This window comes from Roseateles sp. P1_C1_2, assembly GCF_056406535.1.
Genome location: NZ_JBFUAB010000001.1, coordinates 278,024 through 303,067 on the forward strand (window position 1 = coordinate 278,024; position 25,044 = coordinate 303,067).

22 protein-coding genes and 1 pseudogene are annotated in these 25,044 nt (G+C 65.8%); 7 read left to right on the forward strand and 16 right to left on the reverse strand.

Annotation, left to right across the window (positions count from 1 at the left end):
• The first annotated feature begins 25 nt into the window (after positions 1-25).
• Complete coding sequence (locus tag AC1D2H_RS01190; RefSeq protein WP_478009595.1) at positions 26-2,569, forward strand: TonB-dependent receptor; 2,544 nt, start codon at positions 26-28, stop codon at positions 2,567-2,569.
• A 53-nt stretch (positions 2,570-2,622) separates the two neighbouring features.
• Here the strand turns inward: AC1D2H_RS01190 and AC1D2H_RS01195 are convergent, their stop codons facing one another.
• Positions 2,623-2,760 (reverse strand): GNAT family N-acetyltransferase, encoded by a 138-nt coding sequence (locus AC1D2H_RS01195; RefSeq protein ID WP_478009596.1) that lies wholly within the window; start codon positions 2,758-2,760, stop codon positions 2,623-2,625.
• Complete coding sequence (locus AC1D2H_RS01200; RefSeq protein ID WP_478009597.1) at positions 2,757-3,020, reverse strand: GNAT family N-acetyltransferase; 264 nt, start codon at positions 3,018-3,020, stop codon at positions 2,757-2,759. The genes AC1D2H_RS01195 and AC1D2H_RS01200 overlap by 4 nt, the downstream gene beginning before the upstream one ends.
• 377 nt (positions 3,021-3,397) lie before the next feature.
• Here AC1D2H_RS01200 and AC1D2H_RS01205 point away from each other — a divergent pair, with 377 nt between their 5' ends.
• Complete coding sequence (locus AC1D2H_RS01205; RefSeq protein ID WP_478009598.1) at positions 3,398-4,405, forward strand: relaxase/mobilization nuclease domain-containing protein; 1,008 nt, start codon at positions 3,398-3,400, stop codon at positions 4,403-4,405.
• A gap of 435 nt (positions 4,406-4,840) precedes the next feature.
• Positions 4,841-6,778 (forward strand): glycosyltransferase 61 family protein, encoded by a 1,938-nt coding sequence (locus tag AC1D2H_RS01210; RefSeq protein WP_478009599.1) that lies wholly within the window; start codon positions 4,841-4,843, stop codon positions 6,776-6,778.
• Here AC1D2H_RS01210 and AC1D2H_RS01215 read toward each other — a convergent pair.
• A pseudogene (locus AC1D2H_RS01215) lies at positions 6,743-7,088 on the reverse strand (tyrosine-type recombinase/integrase); the annotation flags it as partial. The gene AC1D2H_RS01210 and the pseudogene AC1D2H_RS01215 sit on opposite strands and share 36 nt — an antisense overlap.
• A gap of 17 nt (positions 7,089-7,105) precedes the next feature.
• On the opposite strand from AC1D2H_RS01215, the gene AC1D2H_RS01220 reads away from it, so the two are divergent.
• Positions 7,106-9,523: an ATP-binding cassette domain-containing protein gene (locus AC1D2H_RS01220; RefSeq protein ID WP_478009600.1), complete on the forward strand. Its 2,418-nt coding sequence runs from the start codon at positions 7,106-7,108 to the stop codon at positions 9,521-9,523.
• A 1,170-nt stretch (positions 9,524-10,693) separates the two neighbouring features.
• On the opposite strand, the gene AC1D2H_RS01225 is transcribed toward AC1D2H_RS01220, so the two are convergent.
• The 4 genes from AC1D2H_RS01225 to AC1D2H_RS01240 all read right to left on the reverse strand — a co-directional run bounded on the left by AC1D2H_RS01225 (position 10,694) and on the right by AC1D2H_RS01240 (position 14,765).
• Positions 10,694-11,254: a hypothetical protein gene (locus AC1D2H_RS01225; protein ID WP_478009601.1), complete on the reverse strand. Its 561-nt coding sequence runs from the start codon at positions 11,252-11,254 to the stop codon at positions 10,694-10,696.
• Between the two features lie 331 nt (positions 11,255-11,585).
• The gene (locus tag AC1D2H_RS01230; RefSeq protein ID WP_478009602.1) at positions 11,586-12,437 is read right to left on the reverse strand and encodes a hypothetical protein; all 852 of its coding nucleotides are present in this window, start codon (positions 12,435-12,437) and stop codon (positions 11,586-11,588) included.
• Positions 12,438-12,915: 478 nt separating this feature from the next.
• Entirely contained in the window at positions 12,916-13,725 is an 810-nt protein-coding gene (locus tag AC1D2H_RS01235) for a GSU2403 family nucleotidyltransferase fold protein (RefSeq protein WP_477934474.1), read from the reverse strand.
• Positions 13,722-14,765: an RpiR family transcriptional regulator gene (locus tag AC1D2H_RS01240; protein WP_478009603.1), complete on the reverse strand. Its 1,044-nt coding sequence runs from the start codon at positions 14,763-14,765 to the stop codon at positions 13,722-13,724. The genes AC1D2H_RS01235 and AC1D2H_RS01240 overlap by 4 nt, the downstream gene beginning before the upstream one ends.
• A gap of 796 nt (positions 14,766-15,561) precedes the next feature.
• On the opposite strand from AC1D2H_RS01240, the gene AC1D2H_RS01245 reads away from it, so the two are divergent.
• Positions 15,562-15,846 carry a YlcI/YnfO family protein gene (locus tag AC1D2H_RS01245; protein WP_057300987.1) on the forward strand — a complete coding sequence of 95 codons (285 nt, stop codon included), beginning with the start codon at positions 15,562-15,564 and terminating at the stop codon, positions 15,844-15,846.
• Entirely contained in the window at positions 15,843-16,169 is a 327-nt protein-coding gene (locus AC1D2H_RS01250; RefSeq protein ID WP_477934478.1) for a type II toxin-antitoxin system RelE/ParE family toxin, read from the forward strand. Before AC1D2H_RS01245 ends, AC1D2H_RS01250 begins: the two co-directional genes overlap by 4 nt.
• A 185-nt stretch (positions 16,170-16,354) precedes the next feature.
• On the opposite strand, the gene AC1D2H_RS01255 is transcribed toward AC1D2H_RS01250, so the two are convergent.
• Both AC1D2H_RS01255 and AC1D2H_RS01260 read right to left on the reverse strand, forming a co-directional pair.
• Positions 16,355-17,299, reverse strand: a complete 945-nt coding sequence (locus AC1D2H_RS01255; RefSeq protein ID WP_477934480.1) for a pirin family protein — start codon at positions 17,297-17,299, stop codon at positions 16,355-16,357.
• Positions 17,300-17,323: 24 nt separating this feature from the next.
• A complete protein-coding gene (locus AC1D2H_RS01260) occupies positions 17,324-17,701 on the reverse strand; it encodes a DoxX family protein (RefSeq protein WP_477934481.1) in 378 nt (125 codons plus the stop codon).
• Between the two features lie 109 nt (positions 17,702-17,810).
• Here AC1D2H_RS01260 and AC1D2H_RS01265 point away from each other — a divergent pair, with 109 nt between their 5' ends.
• Positions 17,811-18,779, forward strand: a complete 969-nt coding sequence (locus AC1D2H_RS01265; protein ID WP_478009604.1) for a LysR family transcriptional regulator — start codon at positions 17,811-17,813, stop codon at positions 18,777-18,779.
• Between the two features lie 260 nt (positions 18,780-19,039).
• Here AC1D2H_RS01265 and AC1D2H_RS01270 read toward each other — a convergent pair whose 3' ends face one another.
• From AC1D2H_RS01270 to AC1D2H_RS01300, 7 genes are all read right to left on the reverse strand, one after another.
• Entirely contained in the window at positions 19,040-19,615 is a 576-nt protein-coding gene (locus AC1D2H_RS01270) for a GNAT family N-acetyltransferase (protein WP_477934485.1), read from the reverse strand.
• Positions 19,612-20,880, reverse strand: coding sequence for an MFS transporter (locus tag AC1D2H_RS01275; protein ID WP_477934487.1), 1,269 nt, complete (start codon positions 20,878-20,880; stop codon positions 19,612-19,614). Before AC1D2H_RS01275 ends, AC1D2H_RS01270 begins: the two co-directional genes overlap by 4 nt.
• A 143-nt stretch (positions 20,881-21,023) precedes the next feature.
• Complete coding sequence (locus AC1D2H_RS01280; RefSeq protein WP_477934519.1) at positions 21,024-21,404, reverse strand: PPC domain-containing DNA-binding protein; 381 nt, start codon at positions 21,402-21,404, stop codon at positions 21,024-21,026.
• 8 nt (positions 21,405-21,412) lie between these two features.
• On the reverse strand, positions 21,413-22,183 hold the full coding sequence (locus AC1D2H_RS01285) for a LytR/AlgR family response regulator transcription factor (protein WP_477934489.1): 771 nt from the start codon (positions 22,181-22,183) through the stop codon (positions 21,413-21,415).
• A 1-nt stretch (position 22,184) separates the two neighbouring features.
• The gene (locus AC1D2H_RS01290) at positions 22,185-22,937 is read right to left on the reverse strand and encodes a hypothetical protein (protein ID WP_477934491.1); all 753 of its coding nucleotides are present in this window, start codon (positions 22,935-22,937) and stop codon (positions 22,185-22,187) included.
• On the reverse strand, positions 22,934-23,977 hold the full coding sequence (locus AC1D2H_RS01295; RefSeq protein WP_478009605.1) for a sensor histidine kinase: 1,044 nt from the start codon (positions 23,975-23,977) through the stop codon (positions 22,934-22,936). Before AC1D2H_RS01295 ends, AC1D2H_RS01290 begins: the two co-directional genes overlap by 4 nt.
• Positions 23,978-24,018: 41 nt before the next feature.
• The gene (locus AC1D2H_RS01300; protein ID WP_477934495.1) at positions 24,019-25,041 is read right to left on the reverse strand and encodes a formylglycine-generating enzyme family protein; all 1,023 of its coding nucleotides are present in this window, start codon (positions 25,039-25,041) and stop codon (positions 24,019-24,021) included.
• Positions 25,042-25,044 lie beyond the last annotated feature (3 nt).

Below are 25,044 nucleotides of genomic sequence, written 5' to 3' on the forward strand. Positions count from 1 at the left end.
CTGCGCGGTTTTCTTCTGCATTGCCATGAGCCTAAACATCTTCCGTGACAAGAACTCGACGCCCCTGACCGCCCTGACCGCCGCCATCGCCGCGCTTCTGGCGTCAACAGCCCAGGCCCAGACCACGCCCGAGAAGGTCGAGACCGTCATCGTGACCGGCCAGGCGTCCAGCCTGCGCAAGTCGCTGAAGATACAAGCCGATGCCGACAACATCGTCAGCGCCATCGTCGCCGACGACATCGGCGCCCTGCCCGACGTGAATGCGGCCGAAGCGCTGGCGCGGCTGCCGGGCGTGTCCGTGCAGCGCGACCAGGGCGAAGGCCGCTATGTCGTCGTGCGCGGCCTAGGCCCCGACATGAACACCATCACCATCAACGGCTCGCTGCTGCCCTCGCCCGAGGCCAGCCGCCGCGGCGTCAGCATGGACGTGCTGCCCTCGGGCCTGATCCACTCGCTGGAAGTCATCAAGTCGCTGACGCCCGACATGGACGCCAACTCCCTGGGCGGCACCGTGGACGTGAAGACGCTGTCGGCCTTCGACCTGCCGGCCAGCCTGCTGAGCGCCGGCGTGACCGTCAGCCGCGACCAGCTGACGCGTCAGAACAGCCCCGCCGCCAGCCTGCTGGGTGCGACCCGGCTGATGGGCGGCACCCTGGGCATCGCCGCCGCGTTGAACGTCGACCAGCGCAAGTTCGGCTCCGAGGATGTGGAGACCGACGGCGCCTGGAGTGCGGGCAAGTTGACCGGCGTGGAGCTGCGCCACTACCGCCCCAACCGCGATCGCGCCGCCTTCGCCGCCAACGTCGACTACAAGCCGGCCGCGGGCAGCAGCCACTACGCGCGCGGCATCCTGGCCCGCTTCAGCGACGACGAAGAGCGCGATCGCCTGACCATCAGCAATATCGGCGGCGGCTCGGTCGCCGAAGGCGCCACCGCCACCGTGCGCGCCGAGCGCCGGCTGCGCGATCGCAAATACACCCGCTCCATCGCGTCGCTCGTGCTCGGCACCGAGCAGGAATGGCAGGACTGGCTGCTGCAGGCCAGCCTCGGCCTGGGCAGGGGCAACGAACGCACGCCGGAGCAGATCAACGATGCGCGCTTCCGCCAGAACAACGTGGCCGGCGTGTCCTTCACGGACACCGTCAAGCCCCTGGTCACCGGCCCGGCTGCCCTCTACGACGCGAGCAAGTACACGCTGAACGCACTGACGCTGCAGAAGCGCCGCAGCGACGACGACGAGCACAACGGCCGCGTGGACCTGACCCGCGCCTTCGCCCTCACCGACGGCGGCAAGCTGGACCTGAAGTTCGGCGCCAAGCTCAGCCGCCGCGAGAAGCGCAACGACACCGACCAGTGGAGCTACAGCAGCGCTTCAGCCACCAGCCCCAACTACTGGGGCGCAGGCTCGACATCGCTGTCGGCCTTCGTCAAGGACTCGCAGCTGGACTTTGGCACCGGTGCCATCGGCTCGGCCATCGACTCTGACGCAGTCTGGGCACGCCTGGCCGCGCTGCCGCGCGACCCGGCCAAGGTCACCGGCGCCTCGGCCCTGGCCGACTACCGCCTCAACGAGAACATCGACGCCGCCTATGGCCAGGCGTCGGTGGACCTGACCGCCGCCTGGAACGTGCTGGCCGGCCTGCGCCTGGAGCGCACACGCTTCGATGCCAGCGGCTTCGCGAGCTCGGTGGCCGGCGTCATCACACCCACGCAGTACGCCAAGGGCTACAGCAATTGGCTGCCGGGCCTGCACAGCCGCTACAAGCTCGACCGCGACACCAGTCTGCGCGGCGCCTGGACGAACACCGTCGTGCGCCCCAACTTCGACCAGCTCTCGCCCTCCATCGCGCTGGCCAGCGCCACCGAGGCCACGGTGGGCAACCCGCTGCTCAACCCCATGCGTGCCCACAACATCGACCTTGGCGTGGAGCACATGCTGGGCGACGACGGTGCCGTGTCGGCCTATCTCTTCCACAAGGACATCAAGGACTTCACCTACGCCACCAACATCGCCGGCACCGGCTCGTGGGCGGGCTACACAAGCGTGACCGGCTACGCCAACGGTCCCAGCGCCAAGGTGCAGGGCGTGGAGCTGTCCTGGCAGCAACAGCTGCGCATGCTGCCGGGCTGGATGAAGGGCTTGCTCGTCGGCGCCAATGCGGCCTTCACGCATTCCAGCGCCGACGTCGGTCGCTACGACAGCACCAGCAAGACGGCGCTCGCGCGCAGCACCCGCCTGCCTGGCCAGTCCGACACCACCATCAACCTGATGCTGGGCTACGAGGCCGGTCCGCTGAGCGCGCGCTTGGCCGTCAACCACAAGTCCAAATACCTGCTGGCGTTCGGCGCCGACGTGACCAACCCGGCCCAGGACCAGGTCGTGGCGGGCCAGCGCCAGTTGGACCTGTCGGTCGGATACAAGATCACGCCGTCGGTGCAGCTCACCTTCGAGGGCGTGAACCTCAACAACGAGCACTACTACACCTATGTCGGTGTGCCTTCGCTGAACTACCAGTACGAGCAGTACGGCCGCACCTACAAGCTGGGCTTGAAGGTCGCGTTGTTCTAGGCCATGCGTGAGTAGACGTAGGTGTCGCGGGCATGCCCGTCGACACCCAGCGTCTAGTTGCACAAGATGCCTTCGAGCTCGAAGCCACAGCGCTCGGCGACCGCGCGGCTCCTGGTGTTGCGCGGGTCGCAGCGGATCTCCAGACGACGCGCCGCGAGCTGGTCGAACGCCAGCGCCGTCAGCAGTTTCACCGCCTCGCTGACATGGCCCTGGCCCACCGGTTCGGGGCGAATCCAGTGCCGATCTCGAACTTGCGCGCCGCCCAGTCCATGCGGTGCAGGCTGGTGCCGCCCAGCAGGCGCCCCGGGCTGCCATCGGCACGGCGGGCGTAGATGTGGAAGCCCAGGTCGCAGCGGGCGATGAAGTCGGCCTGCATGCGGCGCACGACCAACTCCGAACTCTCCGCCTTGGGCGCCTCCTGGGCCCAGGGCATCCAGGGGCGCAGATTCAACGATGCGGTGATTGCGCAGCGCCTGATAGATGACGGCATCGACGGCATCATCACGGTTGCTGTAGACCGCCTCGGACCCGGCCGCTGAAACAACTGCAAGAGTTCACGAGGCCGAATTCTCCGCTCAGCGCGACGCCCGGCGATTTCGCCGCCTAGGGTTGGCTCAGCGTTGCACATCAGGGCAGCAATTGGCAGTTTGACGTGCAGTGCGCGCGAACGGCCGGCAGATACCTCCGCCGCAGCCCTTGTCAGTTTCTTTGCTCTTCATCGATCGCCAGAGCGAGGGCTTCCTGAACGATTCTTGAGATCGGGATCGCCAGGATCTGCCGATCGCGCGGCCGGCTCCGGCTCGCCGCCATTTGCTCAAGGAGATGGCGATGACGAACAGCCCATCCATCGACGGCGTCCTGGTGCAGTGGGGCGAGCGGCTCTTCTATCCACCCAACCGCATCGCGAAAGCCGCCCCGACGCCGCGCCTGGACACCTTGACGCGTAGAAAGGCGGCCGTCATCCGAAAGCGCATCGAAGCGCTGGTGGTCCGTCGCGCGCCCGAGGTGATGGTCAAGGTCGTCGGCGGGGGCCGCGGCATGCGGGCCATTGCTTCGCAGTTCGACTACATCACCCGCAACGCCAGCTTGGAGATAGAAGACGATCGAGGCATACGCAGCGTTGGCAAGGACGCGCTGAAAGACCTGGTCGAACAGTGGCGCTATGCGGGCGTTTTGATCGATCAGGTGTCCTGGCGGCGCGAGGCGCTCAACGTCACCCTGTCGATGCCACGCGGCGTCGACCCGGACCTCGTGCTCAAGGCTGCTCGCGCGTTTGCCCGGTCGGAGCTGGCAGGAAGCCGCTACGTCTTCGTGCTGCACAAGGACCGTGAACATCCGCATGTGCATCTGGTCGTGCGTGCCCAATCCGGGTCCAGCGAGCGTCTCAATGTCTGGACGGACCGGCAGCGCTGGCGAGAGACGTTCGCCGCCCAACTCCGGCATCTGGGCGTGGATGCAGAGGCGACCTCGCAGGCCTGCCGCGGAGCAAACCGCAAGGCAGAGCCCTCGTGGCGTCGGCAGTCCGCAGAGAAGGGCACCCAATCTGGCGCCGGTGCTGCCAAGAAGTCGGGGGACCGCTATTACGAGAACCGGGTAGGCGTGATGCACGCGTGGTCCCACATCATGAGGGCACTATCAAGCTCGCCTGATGCGGGCGAACGCCAGCTCGCCCAAAGCATCGCCGACTTCATTCGTGACACGCCATTTGTCGTGGAGACGCTGGGCCCGAGAGCGCGTCAATCAGAGCGCATGCAGGAACGTGTCGGGCACACGCACTCCGACCGGTACAGGGACGGTCCTCAGAGATCACGAACCAAACCGGACATCGAGCGGTGAGGGCCAGCAGGCGTGCCGTCATCGTCGAGTCGTCGAGCACCCCGACTCGCGTCGTCATGCCCCTCCACGGGCAAACCCCGAAAAACGCGGCGCCAGAAAGAGAATGTTCGTGGCGGTTGGATTCCAGCGTGCATTCCGTAGAGCGACCATGCCCATGCGCTTGGAACGGTCCGCTGAGCAGGGCTGTGCACCCGATGTTCCTGGTCATGCCAGTCGCGTGCCCCCCGCGCCACCGTGACTGCGGCCTTGCCAACCAGTCGTCGAGGGCGAAGCCCTCACTGCGCTGGACCTGACTGGCCAACACGTGGCGTTCACCGAGGCCGCATACCGAATTGGCCACCATTCGCCGGTGCGGCGCACTGCCATATGCTGGAACACCCTCCTTCTTGGCGTCTTGTAGGATGAAATGCTAGGGACGACACAGAACATCGATACATGGCGGACGTTGAACTGCTGCTGACGCATGCGCGGCAGGAAAGCCTGAAAGGTGAACACGACTTGGCATTGGCGTACTGCGAGGAAGCCTTGGCGCGTGCTGGGGGCAACCCGCAAGTCCTGRCCTTTCATGGGCTGGTGTGCTGGAAGGCCGGCATGCATGCCCCCGCGATCCGGTCCCTCGTGACCGCGCTGGAACACTTTCCCGGCCATCCCGAACTCAGCGTGGCGCTGCTTGACAGCTACGGGCAATTGGGACTGCCGCGCAAGGCGCTCCAAACCGCGGCCGCCATGAGCCCGGAGCTGCTCCGCAACAGCACTGCCGCAGCGACCGTGGAGCGTGCCCAGCTGGCGCTGCAGAAACCTGATCCGGACATGTCCGTGACTGCACGACTGGCGACTTTCCACAACACCTATCAGTTCGAACGCCTGGCCGAACAGGTCGAAATGCTGTTGGAGGAGTGGCCAAATTGGGGCGACGGGCAGGCTTTCTTCGCGTCGGTCATGCGACACCGCCCCGAGGGCGTGACCGCGAACATCGACTTGTCCATCGCCCCAGGTGAAAGCGTCGAAGTCGCAAGCGAAAGATGGCGTGCAGCGCTGCATGCGGCCCATGAGAAGCATCGAGGCGACGTGCTGCGAACTGCCCAGCGGGCCCTTGACCTTGGTGCAAGCGTCGACCTGGCTAGGCAAGTGCACGTCCGTGCGCGGTTCGAACTGGGTGAAGAGCTGAGCACCCTCGACCTCGAGTTGCTTCGTGACATCGCGCCCTGGGGGCTGCTGCCGGTAGCGCCCCTGCGCACCGTGCAAGAGGCAGGCCTGACCGGCAGCTTGACTTGGCAAGAGATCGAACCATCAGGTATTCAAACGGTCTCCCCACCCGACACGATCGGAGGCACTTTTGCCAACGCCGAGGCGCTGGGCGCGGCTGCCCTGCAGGGCAGCTACGGCGCCGTGGCCACGAACGCGCAAATCTTCGGCGGCAGCGACGTCGTGCGACTGGGCGACGGATCGGTGCTGTGCGACAACCTCACCCACGCCCTGGGCGAATTGACCAACTGGAGGAAGGACAGCTGGATTGCCATCCGCTCGCCCAAGACCTTGCTGCTGAAGTCGCCGGGCAAGACCCGGCATATCGCAGGCGTCGCGGTCAAGCTGGTCGGCGCCAGCACGTGCGAATACGGGCACTGGCTGATGGAGCATCTTCCTCGGTTGCGCGCGCTCGAGCACCTACCGTCCTTCGCCACCGCGACCTTCATCGTGGACGCCGGCATGCCCGCGACGCATCTCGACGCCCTGGAACTGGTGTTGGGCCGCAAGCCGCCCGTTGTCGAGCTCGGCGCCGGTGAGCTGGTCACCGCCGACGAACTCCTGTTCAGCGGACCTGACTGCTACTTCCCCTACCATCTGACGACGCAAGGCCTGGAAATACCCAGCTTGGCGCCGTCATCGACCGCGGGCATGAAATACCTGCATTCACGCGCCGTCCAGCATCTCCCTCCACGCACGGGGCAGCTGCCGAAACGCAGGATCTACGTGCGCCGCACGGGGGCGCTGCGCCGACTTCTCAATGAAGCCGATCTCATTGATCGCTTATCGGCGAGATGGGGGTTCGAGGCCGTGCAGCCCGAGACACTGGGCTTTGCCCAGCAGGTCCAGTTGTTCCACGACTCGGATCTCGTGGTGGGCGTCCACGGGTCTGCCCTGACCAACTGTTTGTTCTGCCGGTCAGGCACCGAGGTACTGACCATCACGGCGCCTTTTGCCGACAACCTCCCCTCCTGGGCCAGCGCCCTGGCCGAACTGGGCGTGCGAAACACCTTTGCCCTCGCGCGCGGCATCACGGGGACGCATCCGGTGCGACGGCATTGGAGCCTGGTCGCCAGTGTCGACGCGATCGAATCATTCATCGAGAGGCGCCTCCAGGCGGTCGGATGATCGCGGGGCAATCCGCCCCCGAGGAGCCAAGGCGGTGCCAGGGCGAGCATCAACCTCGATGCCGAGGTACCGCACCGTTGACTCCAGTTTTGTGTGCCCAAGCAGCAGCTGCACGGCGCGCAGATTCCTGGTCCGCCGATAGATCAGCGTCGCCTTGGTCCTGCGCATCGAATGCGTCCCGTAGTCAGCAGGGTCAGGGCCGAGTTCCTCCACCCAGCCTTTCAGAATTCGGGGCGTACTGTCGCGTTCCAAGATGCGGCGAGGAGCGCATGCAACTTGGGAACAGGAAACAGTCGTGTCTCAGTCCCGCTTGCATCGAGCTCGGCCGTGAGCCAGGTGGTTCCAGCGTTTCTTGACGCCAAAGGTCTGACGAACGAGTGGCAGGCGGGCAGTCATCACAGCTGGGCACATGGATTGCCGTCGCCCGCCATGCAGGCAAAGACTTCCCACATGCAGAACCATCCATCGCGATCCACCGACTTCATTCACATCGTCGGTGCCCGCGAGAACAATCTGCGCAACGTCAGCGTCGACATCCCGAAGAAGCGCATCACGGTGTTCACCGGGGTCTCGGGCTCGGGCAAGTCTTCGCTCGTTTTCGACACCATCGCAGCCGAGTCGCAGCGGCAGCTGAACGACACCTTCTCCACCTTCGTGAGGCACCGCCTGCCGCACCACGCCCAGCCGGATGCCGACGTGCTGGAGAACCTCTGCGCGGCCATCGTCATCGATCAACGCCGCCTGGGCGGCAATGCGCGCTCCACGGTCGGCACGGCCACCGACATCCTCGCGCTGGTCCGCCTGTTGTTCTCGCGAGTGGGACAGCCATTCGTCGGCTACTCCAACATCTTCTCGTTCAACCACCCTGACGGTATGTGCCCGCGATGCGAGGGGCTGGGGAAGGTCGACACGATCGACATCGACCGGCTGTTCGACAGGCAACGCTCGCTCAACCAGGGAGCGATCCGCTTCAGCGCGTTCGCCGTCGGCGGCTATCGCTGGAAGCGCTATGTGCACAGCGGCCTGTTCGACAACGACAAGCCGCTCAAAGCCTACACCGACCAGCAGTGGGAAACACTCCTCCACGCGCAGGACGTACCCGTGCTGAACCCCGGACCTGGCTGGCCGCCGACCAGTCGTTACGAGGGGGTGCTGCCGCGCATCCGTCGCAACTTCCTGACCCGCAACCTCAGTGAGGTCAAGGGGTTGGACCGCGCCGAATGGGAGCGACTGGTGACCGCAGGGCCTTGCCCTCAGTGTCATGGGGCGCGCCTCAATGAAAAGGTGTTGAGTTGCCGCATTAGCGGCCGGAACATCGCCGACTGGTGCGCCATGGAGGTGGGCGAACTGCTGGCCGTCATCGGGCAGGTCAATGCGCCGCTTGCCGCCAGCATGGTGCCGGCGCTGGCCTACCGGGTCCAGCATCTGGTTGACATCGGCTTGGGCTATCTGAGCCTCGCCCGCGAAACGACGAGCCTGTCGGGTGGGGAATCTCAACGCGTCAAGATGGTTCGTCACCTCGGCAGCGGCCTCAGCGACATGAGCTACATCTTCGACGAGCCCAGCGTGGGATTGCACCCGCGCGACGTTGCGCGACTCAACACCCTGCTACGCCACCTGCGCGACAAGGGCAACACGGTGCTGGTGGTGGAACACGACCCCGACGTCATCTTGGCGGCCGACCATGTCATCGACATTGGTCCGGGCGCCGGGGACGCCGGCGGCACCGTGGTCTTCGAGGGCGATGTGCAGGCTCTGCGGCAGGCCGACACGCCTACGGGGCGCAGCCTGTCGCGACCGGCGCGGATCAACACCGCACCCCGCACGCCATCGGGCTGGTTGCCGATCACGCACGCCACCCAGCACAACCTGAAGGACGTGAGCGTCTCGATCCCGAAAGGCGTCCTGACAGTCGTGACGGGCGTGGCCGGCTCGGGCAAGAGCAGCCTGATCAACGGCGCGTTCGTGCGCGCCTACCCCGAGGTCGTTTGCATCGACCAGGGGGCGATTTCTGGTTCACGCCGCTCAAACACGGCGACCTACACGGGCATCCTCGAAGCCATCCGCAGCCTCTTTGCCCAGGCGAACTCGGCCAGCGCGTCGCTGTTCAGCGCCAACTCGGGCGGCGCCTGCCCCGTGTGCAAAGGGCTAGGCACCACGGAAACAGACCTCGCCTTCATGGAACCCATCGTCAGCATTTGCGAGCGCTGCCGAGGTCGCCGGTTCACCGACGAGGCCCTTCAGTACCGCCTGCGCGGCAAGAACATCGCCGAGGTGCTGGCGATGCGCGTCGCCGAAGCGAGCGCCTTCTTTGCAGAGCCGGAGATCGCGCCCGTGCTGGCCCGCCTTGATGAAGTCGGGCTCGCCTACCTGTCGCTCGGCCAACCCTTGTCCAGCCTGTCGGGCGGGGAGAGGCAACGTCTGAAGCTGGCCACAGAGTTGGGCCAGTCGGGCCGAATCTATGTGTTCGACGAGCCCACCTCGGGCCTGCACCTTTCGGACATCGATCGATTGTCTCGGTTGCTCGACCGGCTCATCGAACGCGGCGCCACCGTTGTCGTGATCGAACATCAGCTGGACATGATTGCCCGGGCTGACTGGCTGATCGACATGGGCCCCGAAGCAGGCCGACGCGGTGGCTGTGTGGTGTTCGAGGGCACAGTGGCCGAGATGGCGGACAAGGGCACTGGGGAAACGGCCACGCATCTGCGACGGTACTCAGGCTCCTCAGCTGCAGCTCAATAACGTGGCGCGAAACTGAAGCGCCTGACCGGTAGACCATCGACGTGCCGTGGTTCGTCTCACGGAGCATGACGGAAGTGCGGTCATGATTTGGTCCCCTCGGTACCTGGGCATCGAGGTTGATGACGCGCTCGAGATCTCCGAGCACACGGAAATCTGAGGCGTTCGATGGCGGCCGCGTCGGCGTGTCTCAGACCGGCCGCCCTGAGCCGCCGCTATTCTGTGCCCGGGCGAACGGGAAGGTCCCGGCCAGTTCTGCCCTCGATGGGCGACGCCTTTGTGGCTGTACATTGACGCCGCTCTGGCATCAGCGGCCCACCCAAGAACCCCTCCGATCCGCCTGCGCTGTATCTGCCTAAGCTCTGCAGGCAGACCACGCGCAGCCATGGCGCCGCGTCGGGTGAATCTTCGAGGACATCTCTTGCTTTCAGATCAACGCGTGCATGTTCCCTTCGTCTTTTGGCTTGTCATGCTGATCGTTGGGTGTGCGTGGGGCGGTGAGTCGGAGCGTACAAGTTCCCTCATTGACCGCAATCTAATTGCTTTGGAGTCCACGAAGGATCGTGCGGAGCGCCTGCGGCTGACGAGCGACTTGGTCGAGTACTGCGCCTCGCCGCTGGGGAATCGGCCCCTCGCTTTGAGCGAACTCCAGATTGCTCGCCTTGTCCGCCTGCTAGTCGACTCCGACCCCTGGGTACGCGCCAATGCGGCCGCTTGCCTGGGCTTTGACGGTCCTGCAGCGGCCAGTGCGTTGCCAGCGCTGCGAGAAGCCCAGCGCACGACGCCGCTGGTTGAATATCCCGGCTTTCCTGGTCTGCGGCAGTCGACCCAGCCCAGGGATCTCATCTCAAGCGCCGTCCACCGCATCGAAGGCGTTATCCCAGTGCATAACGCAGTCAGCGCCCCGTCCTCGAGCGACTAACCTGCCAAATCGACGTGTTACTGCGCGGGGTGAGCTGGCGCGAGAAGCAGACAAACCGAGTCGCTCGGCGGGGACTTCGCAACGAACGCTCGCCGGCTGAAGCGATTTCGAGTCGCCCGCTTGGAGACTAGCCTCATCAGCTGCCGGCCACTTGCTGTCATCGCCTCTAGCGTGCTTGGCGGCAGCTTCGTGCCCAAAGGCGAACTTGATTGGGCGGCAGAAGGAGGCTGCTAGTTGGCATTCACAGCGACTTACGAACCGGCAGCTTCACACTGCGGAAGGTCCGCGTCCAGCCCGTTTTGTCTTCGCCTGTCTCGGTCTGCCAGATGCTGTTGAAAAGGGATAAGGCGATAGCGTGCCATCGGAGCTGTAGCTGGCACCGCCTTCATTGCCGGCATCACTCCATTGACCATGGCGACACCTAAATCTCTCCGCGTCGAGACAAAGGACGCTTGTTGCCACACCGACCAGCTGTCGTACTCAATGCGCCTGGGGGGCTGAAAAACAAAATTGTCAATCAGAGTGCCGTCGGGCTTCACGACCCTGACCAAGACGGCACGAAGTTTGATGGGATGAGTCGTGAAGAACTCGAACACCGGCTGACCGGTGCTGGTTCTACCTGTAAGTGCTTCTGCCCCACCACCCACCGAGTCGGGCGTGACGGTTTCAACGCCAATAGAGGTCCTATTAAGCCCTGCAGGAAAGCACACCTGGGCGATTACGTAGACCGACTCCGGCACCGGCCCGCGATTGGTTGGCCCACTGGACGTTGTGGTTGCGCATCCGGCCAGCGTGGCGACGATGCCGGTCAACAGCGATGTCGACGCTACCACGCACGAAATGGCTCTCCTGGCTGGAGCGCGATGCGATCTCATAAGAGCATCGTAGACCTTGCATGTCCGCTCCCGCTGCCGTGCCGTCGTCCGTCGTCGAGTTCGGACTTCGGCTTGGGGCACGAAGGTGCCGACGAGTTCGCTGGATCGAGGTACAGGAACGTGCCCAAAGCAGAGTTCCAGATCGACGGCGATGGACAGCACCGCAGCGGGTGCCGCCGTTCGCGGACGCCGCGCTCACTGGCTGGAGTTGGTCAGGAGGCGTCAGTCGGCTTCCTGGCCACGCTCTCCTGGCTGGCGAGCTGGCGTATCAGCAACCCCAGGAGGCCAGGTATGCCGTCGGCGGATTGCGCCCTGGCCGCGCCTGACTGGACAGGATCAGCGCCTCGTAGCTGCTGTTAGAACCGCCAAGCTGGAACAGGAAGTCCGGCCGGCCGTCGCCATCAAAGTCACCGATGGCCATGATCCGCACGTCCCAGCCGTAGCCGCCGAGGTCGTACTCGTAGCGCTGGCCGTCGACCTCGAGGCTGAACTGCGTGCCCTCCCCGTAGGGCCGGCCATCTGCGGTGCGCAAGCCATTCTGGAGCTTGAACGCGAAGGGACGACCGTTCAGCGCAAGCTCAAACCGGTGGTCGAGTGCCGGCGTCAGCCGCGGCGTCCCGTTCTTGAAACGATAGAGCGCGACGGTGCGCGCCTGCCAAGCTAGGCCGGGAAGGCGGATGTAGGCCGGAATGCGCTCCTGCTCCTGAATGTCCGACGTGGCCCCCGCCGACTCAGGCGCCGATGCCGTCGAAACAGCTGCGACCGCCTCAAGCTGGTCGACGACAGGCTTCAACCGCAGGCGGGCCTCAGCGCTTGAAACCTGGTCGACAACAGGCTTCAACTGCAGGCGGGCCTCAGCGCTTGAAAGTGGCCGCACGGTAAGCTTAGCCGCTGCGTCGTCGATGACGAATGTAGCCCAGCCATCCATCGGCCAGGAACGTGCAGGCAACTTCTCCCAAGCCTGCGGCACGCCGTACGAGCCGACATCCTGTCTCCATTCGCCGTGCCGGAGCAGAGCACCAGGAGCGACAGCCGGCGCCGCCGAGATGGCAGTCGCGGCGGCGAGCGCCAAGCTGGCGCAGGCGGTGCGCGTGAGCTTCAAGGTGATGGACGTTGTCATGGGGGTCATATCGACTCTGCCGCCTCCTGTCGTTTGCCGCACCATGCGGGACCTGCGAATGATCGACATCATGCCGGGGCGATGCGCGCTTCGGTGCCGAACGGAAGAAACGTTCCGCGCGTGTGCGTGCACTAGGCAAGGTCCGCTCCACGTGGCATCGCTGCCGGCCCGTTGCGAACGACAGCAGCCAGCCTCCTACCGCCATCCCATTAAATTCGGCTTTGGGCGCTTTGCTGCCTTCCAGGCTGCGCTGACGGGCGACTCCTCCTGGCCGGGACCGGGTCCCCGTCAGATCCGCCGTTAGCCGACGCTGGCTGGCCGCATCCTTCCACCGAGGTCAGCTCACCTTCCCGCCAGGCAAGACCCGGTCCCGGCCACCTGCGGTCACACACGTCCGGCTGCTTCGTAGAGGCTGCGCTGCAGTTCGAAGTCAAGAGAGGCAGCAGCCATTTCGGGCGATCTTCAGAGCCTGTAGCGCTCAGTCAAAAATCTGCTCAAAGGCGAGCTGGCAGGTCCTTTGAATGTTCTCTGGCGACAGATTCCGATCCGTCGGGATGCGTGCGGCCGCGCGAATCACGTCGTTGATGCCGGAGAACGTCGCCTTCGTGACCGCCTCCACTTCTGCGGCCTGCTTGCCGAGCGATGGGGCCACGACGTTTCTCCACGATATCTGGAAGTCTTCCAACAAGCCGCCAAACGTCTCGATGGTGTCGTACCCATACAGCAAGTCTTGAGCCTGTTTGTCGGCCTTTCTGTCGTCGACGATCAGGAACTTCTGAACCATGAAGCACAGTGGATTCGCCACGCGGACGTCCATCGCGGCCGGCAAGGGGAATCCGCCTTTAGGTTCCAAGGAAATTGTCCAGGGATCGACCAGCAGGACATCCAGGTTGCGGATCTTCTGGGCCGAGATGCCGCCTTTCGACAGCGTGGAGTCGGGTGCCCCGCCCCGCTTCATTCCGCTGCCGATCAAGGGCGTCAGGAACTCGGCGTAGAACCCGCCCTGTTCCTCGTCCAAGGTGTAACTTGCGGTGGGTGGCCGGAAATCGCCTGCGAGCTCCTCCTTGAAGCCACGTTCAAGAAGCGCAGCCTTCATATCGCCCTCGATCGGCGCCCGGTTGGCGAATGCGAGATCGGTGTCGCGAGTAAACACTGGTTGATGTTCAAGCTTGTTCGCGCGCGGATCAAAGCGATGCAGCCGATGCGCCCAGCCTCCGATGAAGACCAGTTGCCCGCGCCAAGGTTCCAAGGCGAGCGCCAATTTCGCGAAAGGTTCGAGGTCGTTCATTGGAGTTGGGTCACGGACTGGATGTGCTTTGTGTAGATGAATTCGGCCTGCTCTCTCCCTCGCGAAGGGTGATTAGCCACATCAAGCCAGGTCTGGATGACATCGGATGCGTAAGACCCATCGCGCTGGACAGCGCCGCGGAACGTGGACTTTGGAAATTGCGCTTGTCGCAAGATGAAGTCGGGCTTCTCGGACGGGCCGGCAATCGTGACTCCCCGCCATGGCCTATCGATAGCCCGGGGCAGTCTCTCGACCAGGATATAGGGCGGAACGCCACTGACATGCCCCATGTTCAACGCGTCGGCAGCGGCAAACAGTCCGAGGCAGGCCTCTCGCTGACGCTCCTGGAGCAGTTTGTGGATTTGAACTTGCGGGGAGGCTTTGATGAGAAATCGCATGGGTAGGTCTACAGGCGTGCGTGCGGCGGCAGCTTGCCAGCGCCGTAGCAATTCCGCCCGGCGAACGAGGACGAGTCGATGCGAAGATTCGTCGATGAACTCCTCGAGCCTGAGCTGCTGCACGAAGYGGGAAACACTCATGCTTGATACGTTCGCCGCGGCGGCAAGCTCGGCGCCACTGCGGTATCGAGAGCGAGGTGCCTGGAGCAGACCCCCGGCTATGTCGGGTGCAAGCAGGACTTTGAGCAGCCACTGGTTAAGGTCTGAGAACAGGTTGACGGGTGAACTCGTCGCGGGAGCGCCCACCGGCCAGCGTCGCGAAGTCGGCTCGTCCTGCGAGTTCAGGTCTTGCAGACCTTCCCCGCGAAAGTAGCGCCAACCCGTATTCGTCACGATGCCGACCGCCATCTCCGGCGCGTACCGTTCGAAGAACGAGTCGATCTGCTTGACGATCGACAGCGACGCGTCGTCAACGCAGACGACGGCCAGAGGTTGGGAATCTCCCAACGCCCTTGCGTAGGAGTTCGCCTGAAATAGGGCTTGTGTCAGCAGAGGGATCACCCGATCCGGCCGCCCCTCCGCCAACGACTTGACTTCGACGGCAAATCGCCGCCTGCCTTGACGGACGAGCAGATCGGCCATCGGCTGCTCTTGTCTATGAGGAAGCTCAGTGTCCCAACCGCTCGATTCGAAAACCTGCGCTACGACATCAATTGCTACCTCTCCTCGGCTTTTGCCAGGTCGGGAGGACTGCATCACTTGCTCCTGGAGCTGTTACCGTGGCCATTGTATATATCATGGCCAAGTTATTTAACATGGGCACGGTATCCAACATGACCATGTTCGAATCAAGGCGTCCTGCGATAGTCTGAACTTCGTCATTCAAACCAGCGGCACATCCATCGTCCGCCAGTCATCACAGACGTGGCGACCCGCCTGCAGGGGATCGCTCGGGCATCCGGTCGACAGCTGACTTCCGCCAAGATTCACGCCCGCTGCGCGCCACCGGAGGCTCAGTGACGGCTTGCGGGAAGCGAAACTGCGATGGCGTGTGGCTGTTCCGGGTAGGCCGTGACTGGTCGCAGCGCACGGATGCAGTCGCCCGGTAGGTGCCCGGGCTGAATCAGCAAGCCTACGGCTATGAGCGACTCCTTTCTGCATGGGAGCGGTCGGCGGAAAAAACTCTGCCCAACGCCGAATCGGTTCTCGGCCGCGATTCAACAAAACAAGATCGATGGAGCGCGGATCGCCTACGCCGACCATGCGACCAGCAAACGGACGACAGCAATGGGCACAACGCTGCTGCAGACACTCCCATCGAGTTGAGGGCCAGCAAGCATGCGCCTGGGCCGCCTGAGCCGCCCGGGTCGATAGGGGTGGCGCGTCGGCAGCTTGGATGCGGATTGGCGGCGTAGCACGTTTGCTATACATTTGAGTGATGCGCTCCGCCACCTTTCCCCCCATCCGCGTCGAGCCCGAGGTTCGGGCCGAAGTCGAAGCCGTCTTGCGGGACGGAGAGTCGCTGACCCAGTTCATCGAGCAGGCGGTCGTTGCGGCCGCAGCTTGGCGTCGCGTGCAGGCGGAGTTCGTCAACCGCGGTGAGGCGGCGATCGAGCGTTGGAAGCAAGAAGGCGGCGGCCGTACGGTCGACGAGGTCATGGCCGGTTTGCAGGGGCGCCTTGACGACGCGAAACGTCGAGCAGCTGAACGCACTGGCCGGTGACGCCCGTCTACAGCGTCACGCTGCTCGAAGAGGCAGTTGCGGACCTTCAGCGCCTGGAGGACTTCGCCATCGAACGCGAGCTCGCAAGTGAAACGCCGGATTGGACGACGCCTCAACGCGCGCTCGACGCGATCAGCGAGGGGATGCGTCTACTGTCCTGGTCGCCTTTCACCTGCCGGAAGGCCGAACTGGGGAATGGCCGCTCGCGTGAATTGGTCGTGCCGTTCGGCGGCGCGGGCTATGTCGTGCTGTTCGAAATTGTCGGCAACGACGTGGTCGTGGGTGCTGTTCGACACCAGCGCGAAGAGGACTACCGCCTCTGAAATCGGGCACTCGGCCCAGAGGCCCAGCTCTGACTGCGCTGCGCTGAGCGTCAACAGCCGATTTGGAAGGAAGACCGAAATGCAAGCCCAACGGACGACTAGCCCTCGACAAAACCCGCGTGTTGCCTGCAAGCGCCGCTCCCCTCAAGCACTGGCCAATTCGCGCTTCTGAAATTCGCTCGCGGCTAGCGGAGAACCGGAACGGTGCCGGAGGGCGTGCGCTGAACACCAGTAGCCTTCATCCGGCGACCCAGCTCAGCGATCCGAGTCTCGCCCTCCCTCAGAGCGGCCGCGGAGGTGTGCACGGAATAGTTCCCGAGATGCAAGCCGTATGGGTGAGGCACGGCCGCGCCGAGCACGAATACTGCGTCCTCGGCACCGGCCTGAAAGTCGATCTCCTGCTCCGACTGCTCAAAGACAATCATTTCTCCAGGATGTATTGGCTCGCCGGCCTCAAGAGCTCCCTTGGCCAGAGCAAGCCAGCACACAGCCTGCCCGCCCGGCGGGTGGAAGGTCCAGCGCTGACCAGCGGGCAGCGTCACGAGAAGGTAGGTCACGCCCGGAGGCGCCGGAACCGGGCTCGCGACGCCGTCATAGCTACCTACGATCACAGATGCAGGCCCGGCGCTGCGCATGCCTGAAGCCTCGATACACCTGCTCTCGGGAACGCCGTTTTCGACGTCCGCCGGCAAGGCGAGCCAAAGCTGGAAGCCCTGTACCCGTGAGTAGCCCGGAACCGGCGACAGCTCCTTGCCATGCCAAACGCCGCTGCCAGCTCGCATCCACTCCACGCCGCCATAGGTCAGCGTACCTGCACCGAGGGACGGATCGTCGAACCGTAAGCCGCCTTCGGTGAACACGGTGACGGTAGCCACGCCCGAATGCGGATGCAGCGGCATGCCGTCGCCCTGGCTCATCGAATGCAGCATCTCCTCGCCCAGGTCGAAGATGTCGAGGAACACGAAAGGCTTCACCAGTTGCCCAAGGTCGGACGGGCTCATCAGCCGGGTGATCGGGCCATGCCCGTGCCCCCAGGTGCGGGTCGCGATACCGCGCGCCGGCGTGGGCTGCGCTTCGAATGGCACTTGGCGTGACGGGGCAGCAGCGATGGCAGATTGATTGAAGGTCATGGTGGTCTCCTGTACCAGGCCTGATCAGGCTGCTGCGGTCGTCGAAGCGGGCCGCAGACGCCAGGCGACGAAGACCGACAGTCCGCCCAGCACCACCGCGGGCAACGCGCTGCCGCCGATCGCCATGTGTGTGAACACGGCGCCCACCATGGTGGCCGTCAGCATCAGGCCCCCGAGAAAGCCAGCGAAGGGAATCAGGATCAGCAAGGCTCCGACAACCTCGACACCACCCGTCAGAACGCGGAACCACTGCCCGACGCCGATGGCATCAAACAGCTGGACCATGGCGGACAGGCCTAGCAGCTTGGCGCCACCGGCGGCACCGAACGCAACGGCAAGCAGGATCCGAACGCCCCAGACGAGACGGCGCTGCAGCGGGGATAGCGATGGTTGGGAGTTCATGGAAACGAGTCCTCGGTTTTGCTTCGACTCCACAGAGTACGGATCCACGCAACCTTAGACTAGGTGGACGAATTGGATTTCACTGATCCACTCAACGAAGGAATAAGGCGTGTTTGACTTGAACGATGTGGCGCTGTTTGTCGAAGTGGTCCGGTGCGGCAGCTTTGCCGAAGCTGGCCGGCGAAACGGCATGCCGGCCAACACCGTGAGCCGCCGCATTCAGGCGCTGGAAGCGCGGATGGATACGCGCTTGCTGCAGCGGTCCACGCGCAAGCTCACCCTCACCGCGGCCGGGCAGGCGTTCCATGAGCGCTGCGCGGGTGCGGTCGACGGATTGCTCGAGGCACAACAGGCATTGGTGACAGGAAGCTCGGCACCGAGCGGCCTTGTGCGGGTGGCGGCACCGGCTGACTTCTTTGATTTCGTTCCCATGAAGTGGGTGGTCGAGTACCTTGCCGCACATCCACAGGTTCAAATTGACTTCGTGCTCAGCGATTCGACCGCGGACCTGATTGCCGAACGGATCGACGTCGCGTTCCGCGGCGGTCCGTTGCCGGACTCAGGCTACGTCGGGCGCCGGCTGATGAATCCGGGTAGTGGCGGCCTCGTCGCCAGTCCGGCGTACCTTCGATCGAGAGGAACGCCGGCCTCGTTGCAGGACCTCGCAAATCACGACTGCATTGCAGCGCACCATCCCGGCGGTCGCGCCCGGTGGCGCCTGACCGATCAGCATGGCATGGTGGAGGAGGTGCAAGTCGTTGGCCGCTTCAGCGCCAATACCGCCCAGGCATTGCGCAAGGCTGCCGTCTCCGGGCTGGGTATCGCACTGCTGCCGCCCAATTTGGCGAAGCTGGATGTCGAGGCGGGTGTGCTGACGCCTGTTCTGCCGCAATATCGACTTGCTGGCCAAGGGCTCAACGCCCTCTATCCAAGCCGGCGGCACCTCCCGCCCGCCGTCACTGCATTCATCGACCATGTCGTGCACAAGCTGGGAACAGACAATGCACTGTTCCCGCCACCCTCTCCAAAAGCAGCGGCGACTGAAGGCGCCCGCAAGCGTCGGGCTGGCGTGTGGTAGCACAGACCAACCCCTCGCAGTCGAGGAGGAGAAGGAGGATCTTCCAGCCGGATCGATGACCTTCGAGCCCAATGGTCGATGCGGCGAGATGTCTGCGAGCAGGCGCGAGCCGCTTCGGCGAACCACGCTTTCTTTACTTTGGCCATCTTCAGAAGCTCGAAGCTGCGGTGCGAAAGCAGACACCGAAGATGCAGGGCAAGCTTCGCCATGAAGCCTGCGACATAGCGAGCCTGGGGGCGCTTGCTGAAGGTCGCGCCGCTCTAGGCGATGCGTGAGTAGACGCAGGTGTCGCGGGGATGCCCGTCGACGCCCAGCGCCTCGTTGCGCAGGATGCCCTCAAGCTCGAAGCCGCAGCGCTCGGCGACAGCCCGGCTCTTGACGTTGCGCGTGTCGCAGCGAATTTCCACGCGGCGCGCGCAGAGCTTGTCCAAAGCCATGGCCGTCAACAACTTCACCGCGTCGGTGACATGGCCCTGCCCCGCCGCCTCGGGGCGTATCCAGTAGCCGATCTCGAAGCGCCGCACGCTCCAGTCCATGCGGTGCAGGCCGGTGCCGCCAAGCATCCGCCCCGGGCTGCCGTCGGGTCGGCGGGCATACACCTGGAAGCACAGGTCGCGGCGGGCGATGAAGTCGGCCTGCATGCGGCGCACCACCATCTCTGAGCTCTCGGCCGTCGGCGCCTCCTGGGCCCAGGGCATCCACGGCCGCAGATGCGAGATCGACTGCGCGACGACCACGGCCATTTCGGCGCCGCTGCCGGTGCGCGGCGCCAGCAGCAGGGTGCGCTCGCCGTCCAGCCGTTCGGGAATATCGATGAGAACGGGATCCAAGCTCATGCCGTCACCACCTCAACCGGCTTGGGCAGTTCGCGCACGCCACGGATGACCGGGTGGCGCCAGGCCAGCGCCGCCAACAGGCAGGCGCCCACACCCGAGAACGCCAGCGCCGAGCGCAGGCCCATGTGCTCGCCGAGCCAGCCGCCGATCAGCGCGCCCGGCCCCGCCGGCAGCAGGATGAGCCAGCGCATCGTGCTGGTCATGCGGCCCAGCATGGGCGCCGGCGTGACGGCCTGGCGCAGCGACAGGAAGTTGATAAAGATCAGCACCGCGCCGAAGCCGAAGGCAAACAGCATCACGCCGAAGCTGACGACGCCGAGATGACCCGCCGGCACCAGCGCCAACTGCAGCCAGCCGACGCCGCAGGCCGCATAGCCCAGCACCAGGCAAGGCCCCGGACCGACGCGGCGGCTGATGCGGTGGCCGAAGATGCTCGCCAGCACCGTACCGGCGCCCAGCGCGACATAGGACAGGCCGACGGTCTGCGGCGCGAGCTGCAGCTCACGCGTCGCGAACAGGATCTGCACCACCAGGGCCGCGTTGTGGAAGAGCTGCCAGCCGCCGGTGGCCGTGGCAAGGCTGATCAGCAGCTTGTGCGAGCGCACAAAGGCCAGCCCCTCCTTCAACGAGGGCCAGAAAGCGCCGCGCGTGGCCGACAACTGCTCCTGCACGCGGATGCCACGCAGGATGACTGCCGACGCGAGCAGGGCCACGGCATCCACGGCCAAGGCCAGCGGAGCGCCCAGCAGCTTGATCAGCACGCCGGCCAGGCCCGGCCCGACGACCTCGGCGCCAGAACCGGCCAAGGCGTTCTTGGCATGCGCCTCGACGAGCCGCTCGCGTGGCACCACCTGGGTCAGCACGATCTGCGCGGCACTGCCAGCCGTCGTGTGCACCGTGCCGAGCACGAAACCGACTACATAGAGCCAGCCCATGCCCAGCCAACCCATCCACGCGGCCAGCGGCACCGTGGCCACCGCGAAGGCGAGCAGGGTCTCGCCGGCCACATAGACCGGCAGCTTGCGCATGCGGTCCAGCAGCACGCCCGAGGGCAGCGAGAACAGCACGAAGGGCAGGATTTCCATCGCCTGCAGCAGGCCCATCTGCGTGGGACTGGCGTTGAGCAGCACGGCGGCCGTCAGCGGCAGGGCCAGCATGGTGACCTGGCCGCCCAGGGATGAAATCAGGATGGACGACCACAGCCGCCGATAGACCACGTCGCGCAGCAGATCGCCGGGCGCGAGGGTGAAGAACTTGGAGAACATGACGCTTGAGGCTCCGACAGGACTCGACGGGCGGGTCAGCCCCGCCGGGATGAGGCAACGCGCAGGGGCGTCAGTCGAGGTCGAGCAGCTTGGTCATGCGACGCATGCTAGCAGCGCGGCCGCGCGGTGTCGCGTGCCGGTGGTCACGGCTTGAGGATGACAAGCTCGGTGTAGCCTGTCGACGCGTCGAACTCGCGTGACAGCGACCCGGTGGGTAGCGGTGCAATCAGCAGCTCGGCCGTCGTGCGGACCTCGCAGCCGGCGCAGACATGGCCGCCGAGGACGCGGCCCGAGGCATCGGACACGCTGGCGTGAAGATGCGCACCGTCGGGCGTCAGGCTGCCGCTCAGCGTCAGGATTTCGAGGGGCCCGGCGATGGTTGTCGGCTCCGGTTCGCCAGCGAATCGCAACTGCGCCTGCACGAGGCTGCCGATGCCCGCCACGACGAAGCCCGTGAGCCCGCTCGCCTCCAGCGCAGCGCGCAGGTCGTCGCCGGGGCTCAGTCGCAGCGGCTCAGCGTTCAGGGTCATGGCTACATCTGCTTGAATCGATGGGCATAGCTCTCGGCCACCAGCAGCGTCTCACCCCGCTCCTTGAGCCGCAGATGCAGCCTGCCGCGCAGATCGCGCGAGGCGGAGGCGATGGCCGTCAGATTGACGATGGTGCCACGGTGCACCTGCCAGAACTGCTGCGGGTCGAGCTCGTCGAGCAGCTCCTTGAGCGGCTTGCGGATCAGCGCTTCGGCGTTGCACAGGGCGACGCGGGTGTATTTGGTGTCGGCCTGGAAGTACAGCACCTCGTCCACGGTCAGCAGCTTGACGGTGTCGCCGATGGCCGCGTTGATCCAGCGCAGCGGCGCCGCCGGCTCCGGCGCTGCCCAGGGCGCCATGGGCTCGGCAACCGCACGCGGCAGGGTCGGGTCCGCCGCTAGGCGCCGCTGCAGCCGCGTGATCGTGGTCATCAGGCGCGGCAGCGACAGCGGCTTGAGCACGTAGTCCAGCGCACCGGCTTCGAAAGCCTCGATGGCGTGCTCGTCGTAGGCGGTGACGAACACCACATGGCTGTCGATGCCTGCCTGGCTCAGTTGGCGCAGCACATCCAGGCCGGTGATGCCGGGCATCTGGATGTCCAGGAACACCACATCGGGCTGATGCGCGGCGATCAGGCGCAGCGCGCTGATGCCGTCTTCGGCCTCAGCCACGATGAGCAGCTCCGGCCAGGCTTGGGCCAGGCGCTCGATGAGGTCCTGGCGCAGGGTGATCTCGTCTTCCGCGATCAGCGCGGTTTTGCGCGGTCGGTTCATGTCAGGGGACTTCAGTGGGCAAGGGACGCATGGGCCGCTTGAGGGCCTGGCGCAGCGACATCATCAACCGCTCCAGCTCGGCAGCGGCTTGCGCGGCGGCCTCAGGGTCGGCAAGCTGAGCCTCGACGGCGCTGAGGGTGTCGAACAGCGCCTGCGGGTCGACCCGGGCGGCGCGGGCCGCCAGACGTGTCCGGCTCGCCTCCTGGGCCAGGCGCGCCTGCTCGTCGAGCACGCTCTGCAACAGGTCGGCATGATGGCGGCGCCGCGCGAGCAGCTCGGTGGCCGCGGCGGCCAGGCCCGCCAGCGCCACCACGATGAGCGCCTCGCCGAGCGACTCCAGCCACGACTTGCCGCCCGGCACGGGCCGGCCGCAGACATCGCACAGCGGCGTGCCCCAGGCATCGGCCAGGGCCTGCGGCAGCGGCGAGCGCAGCAGCGCTGCGCAGGCGATGCTGCCCAGCAGCACCGCAAGCGCCAGGCGTCTCCCCCGCCAAGGGTGGAGGGCCTCGCCGCGAGCTGCCGGCAGCCAGCACAGCAGTACCAGCCCGGCCTGGGCCAGCAGCAGCAGCACCTGCAGCGCGAACGAGGCCGCCGATTGCTCCCGCAAGCCGAAGTCCATCCACACGCCCAGCCGTTCGGCCAGCAGGCACAGGGCCAACAGCGCCGCCACCGCCAGTTCTACGGCTCGCAGCGAACGCCAGCTCAGCCAAAGATGCCGCAGAGCGGCAGCGGCGAGTTGCAGTGCATCGTTCATGACACGGCTCCCCCAGGGACCGTGATGCGCGCCTGCACGCCGCGGGGGCGCAGTGCCTGCAGGTCCAGTTCAGCCTGCGGCCCGAAGAAGGCACGCAGGCGCGCCCGGGTGTTGGCCAGGCCCAGGCCGGTGCCGCCGGCGCCGGCACCAAAGCCGCCGCCATCGTCGCGCACTTCCAGCACGACCCGCCCGGCACTTTCGCGGCGAGCGGCGATCACCACCTGTCCGCCCTGTGGTACCGGGCTCAGGCCATGCTTGACCGCGTTCTCGACCAGCGTCGTCAGCACCAGCGGCGGCAGTTGCAGGTCGAGCAGCCCGGCGTCCGCCTCGATCGCAAAGCGCAGGCGCGCGCCCATGCGCATCTGCTGCAGCGCGAGGTAGTCGCTCACCGTCTGGAGTTCCTGGCGCAGCGTGGTCGCCCGGCTTTGCAGATGCGGCAGGCTGACGCGCAGATAGCCGATGAGCCGCTGCAGCATCTCTCGCCCGCGCTCGGGCTGGGTCTCGACCAGGCGCTTCACCGTGGCCAGCGTGTTGAACAGGAAGTGCGGCTCGATCTGCGCGTTGAGTGCCAGCAACTGCGCCTCGGCCTGCCGGGCTTGCTGCGCATCGCGCTCGCGCCGCGCCTGCGCGAGCCGGCCGCGCAACTCGGCGTCGCGCGTGCCCAGCACCAGCAGCGTGTACACCGCGGAGCCGATCAGGCCGTACAGCGCGGTGCGGCTGATCAGATAGCCCCAGTACAGCGGCGCGCCGGCCTCGTGGGCCCAGCCCAGCCTCAAGCCCTGCGACAGCGCGCAGGCCAGCACGACCGCACCCATCCGCCAGAGCCAGTCGCGGCCACGCGCGCCACGTTGGGCCAGCAGGGCCTCGGTGCAGGCCGCCGCCAGCAGCATCGGCAGGCCGGGCAGCGGCAGGGCCGCCCATGTGCTGAAACTGCCGACACCGAAGCCACTGAACAGCCGGGCCAAGGTCAGCAACAGGCTCAGCCCCAGCACCAGCGCCACGGTGCGGCGATTGAACACGGACCTGAAGGCCCGCAGCATGGCCGCGCGGCTAGCAGGCGCGTCAGGCACGGCCGCTGCGATCACAGGCTGGCGGCCCCGGCGCGGCGGGCGCGCTCTTGAGCCTGTGCGCGGCCGAGCGCGGCCAGGAAGCGCTGCGTCTCGGCCGAGGGCGCGGCCACGGGGCCGGGTTGGTCCAGCACGACACGCAAGCCTTCGAGCGATCCCACCATGTCGGTCGGGAAGCCGGCGCGACGCGACGACTGGAAGATCGGCCAGTGCCAGTTGCCGCCGCGCAGGACACGCTGCGCGCAGCCGGCGGAACCTTGCGGGCCGTCCAGCCAGGCCGCGGCGTCAGCGGGCGCGCCTTCGTAGTTGGCATGGTGGCAGTCCTGCATGTACTCCTGCACATTGCCCAGCGTGTCGTGCAGCCCCCAGGGATTGGCGCCGTACAGGCCCACCACGGTGGCGTAGTCGGCGCCGTCGTCGCAGGGCACGACGCCGACATGGTCCTTGGACTCCAGGCCATCGAAGTCGCGCTTGATCGCGGCCTCGGCGCGCCGGTCGGCCACATTGCCCCAGCGGCAGGCCGTGCTGGCAGACGGGTCGGCGTCCTCGCCGAAGAAGTGCGTGCCGGTGGTGCCGGCGCGCGCGGCGTACTCCCACTCGGCCTCGGTGGGCAGGCGGTACTTCTTGCCGGTCTCCTTGGCCAGCCACTGCACATAGGCATCGGCCCCGGCGGCGCCGATGCAGCTCACCGGCTCGAACTCGCTGCTCATCAGCCGGCGCTGCTGCCAGCTGCCGGGGATGTCGTCGAACCATTCCTTGCTGGCCATCTGCACGCACTTCTGCGGGCCCTGGTAGCCCGTGGCCGCGGCAAAGCGGGCGAACTCCTGCACCGTCACTTCGTACTTGCCAATCTGGAACGCCCGGACCTGGACCTTGCGGGCGGGCGAGGTGGTTTTCTTCTCATCATTTCCCATGACGAACGCGCCTGCCGGCACCGCGACGAGCACGGGTTCGATGACAGGTGCGGCGGCCCAGAGCGGGCCCTGCAGGGCGAGTATTGCCACCAGGGCGAGCGTCGATTGCTTCGATTTCCACATGCA

What these genes read in the sequence shown, in the direction of transcription:
- AC1D2H_RS01190 (WP_478009595.1), top strand. Translation starts at nt 26, where the DNA reads ATGAGCCTAAACATCTTCCGTGACAAGAACTCGACGCCCCTGACCGCC.
- AC1D2H_RS01205 (WP_478009598.1), top strand. Translation starts at nt 3,398, where the DNA reads ATGACGAACAGCCCATCCATCGACGGCGTCCTGGTGCAGTGGGGCGAG.
- AC1D2H_RS01230 (WP_478009602.1), bottom strand. Translation starts at nt 12,437, where the DNA reads ATGACAACGTCCATCACCTTGAAGCTCACGCGCACCGCCTGCGCCAGC.
- AC1D2H_RS01235 (WP_477934474.1), bottom strand. Translation starts at nt 13,725, where the DNA reads ATGAACGACCTCGAACCTTTCGCGAAATTGGCGCTCGCCTTGGAACCT.
- AC1D2H_RS01245 (WP_057300987.1), top strand. Translation starts at nt 15,562, where the DNA reads ATGCGCTCCGCCACCTTTCCCCCCATCCGCGTCGAGCCCGAGGTTCGG.
- AC1D2H_RS01255 (WP_477934480.1), bottom strand. Translation starts at nt 17,299, where the DNA reads ATGACCTTCAATCAATCTGCCATCGCTGCTGCCCCGTCACGCCAAGTG.
- AC1D2H_RS01260 (WP_477934481.1), bottom strand. Translation starts at nt 17,701, where the DNA reads ATGAACTCCCAACCATCGCTATCCCCGCTGCAGCGCCGTCTCGTCTGG.
- AC1D2H_RS01270 (WP_477934485.1), bottom strand. Translation starts at nt 19,615, where the DNA reads ATGAGCTTGGATCCCGTTCTCATCGATATTCCCGAACGGCTGGACGGC.
- AC1D2H_RS01275 (WP_477934487.1), bottom strand. Translation starts at nt 20,880, where the DNA reads ATGTTCTCCAAGTTCTTCACCCTCGCGCCCGGCGATCTGCTGCGCGAC.
- AC1D2H_RS01285 (WP_477934489.1), bottom strand. Translation starts at nt 22,183, where the DNA reads ATGAACCGACCGCGCAAAACCGCGCTGATCGCGGAAGACGAGATCACC.
- AC1D2H_RS01290 (WP_477934491.1), bottom strand. Translation starts at nt 22,937, where the DNA reads ATGAACGATGCACTGCAACTCGCCGCTGCCGCTCTGCGGCATCTTTGG.
- AC1D2H_RS01295 (WP_478009605.1), bottom strand. Translation starts at nt 23,977, where the DNA reads ATGCTGCGGGCCTTCAGGTCCGTGTTCAATCGCCGCACCGTGGCGCTG.
- AC1D2H_RS01300 (WP_477934495.1), bottom strand. Translation starts at nt 25,041, where the DNA reads ATGTGGAAATCGAAGCAATCGACGCTCGCCCTGGTGGCAATACTCGCC.